Annotated in this window: 8 protein-coding genes; 6 read left to right on the forward strand and 2 right to left on the reverse strand. The window is 66.9% G+C overall.

The genetic code is table 11. The annotated features are described in order from the left end of the window. Positions 1-137: 137 nt before the first annotated feature. Together ASD73_RS11195 and ASD73_RS11200 are read right to left on the reverse strand one after the other, a co-directional pair. Entirely contained in the window at positions 138-944 is an 807-nt protein-coding gene (locus ASD73_RS11195) for a hypothetical protein (RefSeq protein WP_056372325.1), read from the reverse strand. Continuing rightward, positions 941-1990: a COX15/CtaA family protein gene (locus tag ASD73_RS11200; RefSeq protein ID WP_056372327.1), complete on the reverse strand. Its 1050-nt coding sequence runs from the start codon at positions 1988-1990 to the stop codon at positions 941-943. Before ASD73_RS11200 ends, ASD73_RS11195 begins: the two co-directional genes overlap by 4 nt. A 104-nt stretch (positions 1991-2094) precedes the next feature. Between ASD73_RS11200 and ASD73_RS11205 the strand changes: the two genes are divergently transcribed. From ASD73_RS11205 to ASD73_RS23215, 6 genes are all read left to right on the forward strand, one after another. Continuing rightward, complete coding sequence (locus ASD73_RS11205; RefSeq protein WP_056373533.1) at positions 2095-3087, forward strand: M48 family metallopeptidase; 993 nt, start codon at positions 2095-2097, stop codon at positions 3085-3087. 56 nt (positions 3088-3143) lie between these two features. Beyond that, on the forward strand, positions 3144-3680 hold the full coding sequence (gene msrA / locus ASD73_RS11210; RefSeq protein ID WP_056372330.1) for a peptide-methionine (S)-S-oxide reductase MsrA: 537 nt from the start codon (positions 3144-3146) through the stop codon (positions 3678-3680). 139 nt (positions 3681-3819) lie between these two features. Next, positions 3820-4359 carry a YfiR family protein gene (locus tag ASD73_RS11215; protein WP_056373535.1) on the forward strand — a complete coding sequence of 180 codons (540 nt, stop codon included), beginning with the start codon at positions 3820-3822 and terminating at the stop codon, positions 4357-4359. Then, a complete protein-coding gene (locus tag ASD73_RS11220) occupies positions 4356-5582 on the forward strand; it encodes a diguanylate cyclase (RefSeq protein WP_056372333.1) in 1227 nt (408 codons plus the stop codon). The genes ASD73_RS11215 and ASD73_RS11220 overlap by 4 nt, the downstream gene beginning before the upstream one ends. A gap of 19 nt (positions 5583-5601) precedes the next feature. Next, positions 5602-6102, forward strand: coding sequence for an OmpA family protein (locus tag ASD73_RS11225; protein ID WP_056372335.1), 501 nt, complete (start codon positions 5602-5604; stop codon positions 6100-6102). A 62-nt stretch (positions 6103-6164) separates the two neighbouring features. Continuing rightward, the coding region (locus tag ASD73_RS23215) for a sugar phosphate nucleotidyltransferase (protein WP_156377462.1) at positions 6165-6357 on the forward strand (193 nt) is incomplete at its 3' end.

Here is a 6357-nt window from a genome sequence, read left to right on the forward strand (position 1 = left end):
GCCGCCGCCCGAAACAAACCGCGCCGCCTGACCCTGGAAGGGGCGCAGCGGCGCTTCGGAGCGGGCCAATGGCGCCAACCGGGCGGAAAGTCAAGCAGATCGCGGCTTTGCTGACAGGTATTATAATACCTTTGCCTTTACGGAACTAACTCCAGCGCGCGGACGCGCTCTTCGACGAGCGTTCGCCCATCGCTGTCCACCTCGACGATCCAGCTCTGTCGCTGCTCGCGCATCACCAGCCCGGTGACGGTGTCGACGGCCCACAGATTGTCGATTTCCAACGGCTTGGCGGTGCCGGAGACGGGTGCCGAATCGCGCTCGACCTTGGCGATCGTCTGCAACGCGCCGTCGTGCATGATCGACACGCTCGCACCGTCCGCCTGCGCCGAGACCGGAATGGCGCCATTGGCAGGCGCAACCAGCGCCCGAATATCGGCGGTCGCCAGCCGGTCGCGCTCGGCGGCGGGCAGCACGGCAATCAACTGCGCCAGTTGCCGGGCTTCGGGCCGTCCCGCCTTGGCGCCCACCGCTTCTATCCGCGCGGTTACTCGCGCCCACAATCCTTCCGGATCGACAAGATCGATACGGCCGCCGTCGGGTGCGACAAGATACGCCATCGCTTCGCCGACCAGCGGCTCCAGCATCAAAGACAGCGCGCGGGTCACTTCCGGCCGGGCATCCGAATCGATCCGCTGCAGCACCGCTTCGAGGCGGTAACCGCGCCCGACACGCTGCCATTGCAGCGCATAGACGAGCGAGAAGTTGATCAACGACCCCTCGCGGCCGATCCGGCGCGTGGTCACGCGATAGGTCATCGGGCGGCCCACCGGGGGAGCGAACTGGAAACGCGTGGTCGCTGCGGCTGGAACATCGTCCGGCGCAGGGGGCGGAAGAGGCTGGGCCGCCAGCAGCAATAGCGCGCCGAGGCTGCCCGCCGCGATCATGCGGAGCGGCGGCCGAGCCGGTGAAGCCCCGCCGCGGCGATGGCGACGAGGATCGCGCCGGTCACCTGATGCCACACGGCAACCCACATCGAAACGCCCGAGACGACGGTCCAGATGCCGAGCAGCATCTGCGCCGCAACAACCGCGACGAGCAGCCGCGCCTCGATACGCGCGCCCTGCCGCGACAAGCTGCGCGCGAGGAGAAGCAGCGCGAGCGCCGCAATCCACGACCACCAGCGATGGAGGAAATGGATCAGGAAGGGATCGTTGGTCAGCGCAAGCCAGGCGCCGCCCGCCCAGTCGATACCCTCGGGCACGAAATGATCGTTCATCAGCGGCCAGCTGCTCGCGACATAGCCGGCATTGAGCCCCGCGACCCACGCGCCGAGCAGCAGCTGGACAAAGAGGATCGCGATGACGCCGATCGCGGGTCCGGTCAGGCGCGCCGGCCGCGCGGCGGGATCGCGCGCCAGCCTGTCCAGGTCGCGCGCCGTCCACACCAGCCCCGCGAGCAGGAAGAGCGCCGTCAGCAAATGGGTGGCGAGGCGGAAATGGCTGACGTCGACGCGATATTCGAGGCCCGAGGCAACCATCCACCAGCCGATCGCGCCCTGCAACCCGACGAGCGCGGCAAGCGCAAGCAAGCGCCAACCGTAACCGGCGGGGATCGCACGGCGCCACGCGTACCAGATCAGCGGCACGACCAGCGCCATGCCGACAAGGCGGCCGAGGATACGGTGCAGCCACTCCCAGAAGAAGATCGCCTTGAACCCCGCCAGCGTCATGCCGAGGTTGATCTCCTTATATTCGGGGATCTGCTTATACTTCTCGAATTCCGCGATCCATCCGGCCTCGCTCAGCGGCGGCAGCACGCCGGAAACGGGACGCCATTCGGTGATCGAAAGCCCGGATTCGGTGAGGCGGGTGATACCGCCGACCCCGACCACGATGATCACGAGCAGTGCGACCGCCCAGAGCCAGCGCACGAGCGCCGCGGGGCGGGGTTGGCGGGCGGCGGGCGCCGGCAAGACAGAGGCGTGCGTCATTGCCCGCCCTATCGGCGCTTGCCGGGCGATAGGCAAGAGGTCCGGACGCCCGCATCCGGGGGAAATTCATGGCCCCGACAGGTGCGACTTGTTAGGAGGTGCCGATGCCGCGCCGCGCCCCGATGATCCTTGCCGCTCTGCTGGCGTCGATGGCAGCGCCCGCCCTGGCGGCGGCGCCCACCGGACAATCGCCCTATGCCGCATTGGCGTTGACCGAGGCGCGCGTCGCGACCATCGGCTTCCGGTTGACGACCGCCAACGCCGCCTGGTGTCCAGTGCGCCAGGCGCAATTCGGGTGGATATGGGGCGACCCGCGTCTCTACACCGCCGACCGGCGCACAGAGGCGCTCGCGGCTTATGGCGCCGAGGACCAGGTGCACGCCTTCATCGCGGCGCTGGCCCCGCACTCACCCGCCGCATCGACGGGGATGAGGGTCGGCACACCCGTCACAGCGATAGCCGGCGCGCCCGTCCCCGACGGAACCGGGGACCATCCCTTTGCACGCATCACCGCGATCGAAGGCAACATGGCGGCACGGCCGGTCGACACCGCGATTGCATTGCATATCGGCGCCGGACATGTCGTCACCCTGACGCCGGTGGCTGGTTGCGTCAGCGACTTTCGGGTCGAGGCCAACGAAAAGCCGGGCGCCGTCGCGGACGGGCGGATGGTCCTCGTCAATCAGGGCCTTGGCGATTTCGCCGCCGATGACGAGGAACTGGCGGCCGCGATCGCGCACGAGCTGGCGCATAATATCCTGCGTCACCGCGCGCGGCTCGACGCCGCTGGGGTCGATCGCGGCGTCGGCAAACAATTCGGCCGCAACGCGCGCCTGTTCAAGCAGACCGAGGTCGAAGCCGATCGGCTGTCGGTGTGGCTGCTCGCCGGGGCGGGCTATGATCCGGCCGTGGCGGCGCGCTTCTGGTCGCGCTTCGGCCAGCGACAGGGGCGGCCGATGTTCCAGGCCAGCACGCATCCGAACTGGCGCGACCGCGTTGCGTCGCTCGAAGCAGAGGCGGCGGCGATCGCTTCGCTGCAGAGGGCCGGCCGGCCGCTGCACCCGCCGCTGGTCGACGCCCCGCCGCCCTTGGAATAGCCTGGCACGCATCCTATTTTGGGAGCATTCCATTTCCCCCAGCAAGGATCGACGCCATGACCCGTGAGACCGCCATTTTCGCCGGAGGCTGCTTCTGGTGCACCGAAGCCGTGTTCCAGTCGCTCAGCGGAGTCGAGGGCGTCGAGAGCGGCTACATCGGCGGGACGGTCGAGAATCCGACCTACAAGCAGGTTTGCAGCGGTGACACCGGCCACGCCGAGGCGATCCGCATCACCTTCGACCCTGCCGTAATTTCCTACGACGACCTGCTCGACGTCCATTTTGCGACGCACGATCCGACGACGCTCAACCGTCAGGGTAACGACATCGGCACCCAGTATCGCAGCGCCCTCTTCCCGCTCGATGCGGCGCAGGCCGGTGCCGCGCGCGCCGGAATCACCCGCGCCGCGGCCGATTGGCCCGCGCCCATCGTTACCACGATCGAGGGCACGTCCCAATGGTATCCGGCCGAAGATTACCACCAGGCGTATTGGGATGGCGAAGGCCAGCGCAATCCCTATTGCATGGCGGTGATCCCGCCGAAGCTGGCCAAATTGCGCAAGGGATTTAGTGACCGTTTGCGCGCCGAATAGATGAGCGCAAATCGATGCTGCTGCGGTTGCAGCATGGTTGCATAGCGTCACTTTTCATTGACTTTCCAATTGTTTTGACTAGCGGACGCGCCTTCGCTGGGGCAGGATGCCCCTGAAACGCAGTTGGGGGCGCGGCCAGGTGCTGGCATCACTGTTTCTGATCGGCGCGTTGGTGACGACGCCCCAGATGTCGGTTCAAGCCGCAAGCCAGACCGCTGTCGAAGACGGGTCGGGCGGGATGACGCGCGCCGTCAACCGGATGGTGGGCGGCATCGTCAGCTATGCGCGCTGGCCCCATGGTTCGGCGGCGGCAGCCCGGACGATGTGCGTGGTTGGCGCGCCGCGGCTGACCGATCGCATGGCGCCCGATGTTCCGGGGCCCGGCTCAGTCACGGTCCGCCGGGTGACCACAGCCACCGTCACCCCCGAGTGCGACATCTTGTTTCTCGGCCGGATGCCCGTCGCCGATCGCCGACAACTCATCGCCTGGGTACGTGGGCGCCCGATCCTGACCATCACCGACGATGATGCCGCATGCATCTATGGCGCGATGTTCTGCCTCAACAACAAGGCGGCGAGCATCAGCTTTTCGGTCAATATCGACGCGATCGGGCGCGGCCCGCTGCGCATCGATCCGCGTGTCCTGCGGATCGGCGGCGGCGAAGGGGGCGCGTCATGACCGGCCCGACGCCCACACCTCCGGTCGAACGGATCGGCGCGCGCACGACGCTGCAAAAACTGCTGTCGCGCTTTCATTTCGGTATCACGCTGTTCGCGGTCGCGCTTTCGGGCCTGACCATCCTGCTCGCCGGGGTCACCGCGCTGCGCGGCTATGCCGATCGCAATATGGAACTTGCCGCTCAGCTCGGCGCCTATGGCGTCGAACCCGCGCTGGTGTTCAACGATCCGCAGGCGGTCCGCGAAGGATTGGAACCCTTGACCCGCATTCCCGGCATTGCGCGGCTCCGCGTGCTCAATGACGTCGGCCGGCCGGTCACCGAATGGACCTCGCCCGTCGCCGACCCGGCGCCGACCCTGACCCGCATCTTCTTTCCTCGCCCCTTCGCCGTCACTGTCCAGCGTAACGGATCGGCGATCGGCACGATCGAGGTGTGGGGCGACAGTTCGACATTGATCGATTATGTCCGGCTGGGCCTGCTCGCCGGTCTCGGCTGTCTGCTCATCACGGCGTTCGGCACCATCTTCCTCGCGCGGCGCTTCGAATATGAGCTGGTCAAGCCGTTGAACGAAATTGCGACCGTTGCCCACGACGTACGCCTGCATCGCCGGTTCGACAAACGGGTCAAGCCGCTCGGCATTGCCGAGCTCGACAGGCTGGGCGGCGATATCAACGCGCTGCTCGACGAATTGCAGGGCTGGCAGGGGCATATGGAAACCGAGCGCGCGATGCTGGCGCACCGCGCGTCGCACGATACGCTGACCGCGATGCCGAACCGCGCCGCATTCGACGAACAGCTGGAGGAGCGCATCCGGAAGGCCGAGGGTCGTGGCGACCGCTTTGCCCTGCTTTTCATCGACGCCGACAACTTCAAGGCGGCGAACGACAATTTCGGCCATGCCGCGGGCGACACCGTACTCGTCGCGCTATCGGCATGTATCAAGGAAACACTTCGCAAGGGCGATTTCGCGGCACGGATCGGCGGGGACGAGTTTATCGTCATCATCGACCCGCTCGACGCCGAAGCCGTCCCCGACGATCTGGCGAACCGGATCCGGGCCTGCGTGTCCCAGCCCGTCGCGCTGCCCGGCGGTGAAACCTACCGCGCAGCGGTCAGCGTCGGCGTCGCTGTCTTTCCCGACGATGGCACCAACGCCACCGCGCTGCTCACCGCAGCCGACGCCGCCATGTATGCCGACAAACTGATCAACCGTTCCAGATGATGACCAGCGGAGTGACGCCGTGACATTTGATTTCCCCCGATCGATCCGGACTCTTGTCCTCATCGGCTTCGCCGCGTTGCTCGCGGCGTGCCAAAGCGTGCCGCCAACCACCGGCTTCACCCCGGTACAAATTGCCGCCCTCCAGTCGCAGGGCTTCGTTGAAGACGGTCCCGGGTGGATGCTGAGCATGCCCGAACGACTGCTTTTCCCCTCGAACGAAAGCAGCGTGTCGCCCGACCAGCAACAGCGGATCAGCGATATCGCCGCCAAGCTCGTCTCGGTGGGCATCGCGACCGCGCGGGTCGAAGGTCATACCGATTCGACCGGCACCTCGGCGTATAATCTGACGCTGTCGCAGGCGCGCGCGCAAGCCGTCGCGGCGCCGATGCAGGCAGGCGGCATGCAGTTTACCGCCGACCAGATCGTCGGCCGCGGCGAGACGCTGCCACTGTCGAGCAACACGACAGCGGAGGGGCGGCAGGACAACCGGCGCGTGGTCGTGATCGTCACGCCGCAGTGACGCGGCCATCGCGGCTGTCCCGGCCCTTTTCTTGACCGACGTTCACAGCTAAGCCCTCGCGCATGAAACCGATCCGCAAAGCCGTCTTCCCCGTTGCCGGCCTCGGCACCCGCTTCCTCCCCGCGACCAAGGCGATCCCCAAGGAAATGCTGCCCGTCGTCGACCGGCCGCTGATCCAATATGCGGTCGACGAGGCACGCGAGGCGGGGATCGAACAGATGATCTTCGTCACCGGGCGCGGTAAAAGCGCGATCG

It is taken from the genome of Sphingopyxis sp. Root154, from assembly GCF_001427105.1.
Classification (GTDB): domain Bacteria; phylum Pseudomonadota; class Alphaproteobacteria; order Sphingomonadales; family Sphingomonadaceae; genus Sphingopyxis.

Bases quoted from the DNA above. Each gene is read 5' to 3' on its own strand.
- ASD73_RS11220 (WP_056372333.1), top strand. From the start codon at position 4,356: ATGACCGGCCCGACGCCCACACCTCCGGTCGAACGGATCGGCGCGCGC.
- ASD73_RS11195 (WP_056372325.1), bottom strand. From the start codon at position 944: ATGATCGCGGCGGGCAGCCTCGGCGCGCTATTGCTGCTGGCGGCCCAG.
- msrA (WP_056372330.1), top strand. From the start codon at position 3,144: ATGACCCGTGAGACCGCCATTTTCGCCGGAGGCTGCTTCTGGTGCACC.
- ASD73_RS11200 (WP_056372327.1), bottom strand. From the start codon at position 1,990: ATGACGCACGCCTCTGTCTTGCCGGCGCCCGCCGCCCGCCAACCCCGC.
- ASD73_RS11205 (WP_056373533.1), top strand. From the start codon at position 2,095: ATGCCGCGCCGCGCCCCGATGATCCTTGCCGCTCTGCTGGCGTCGATG.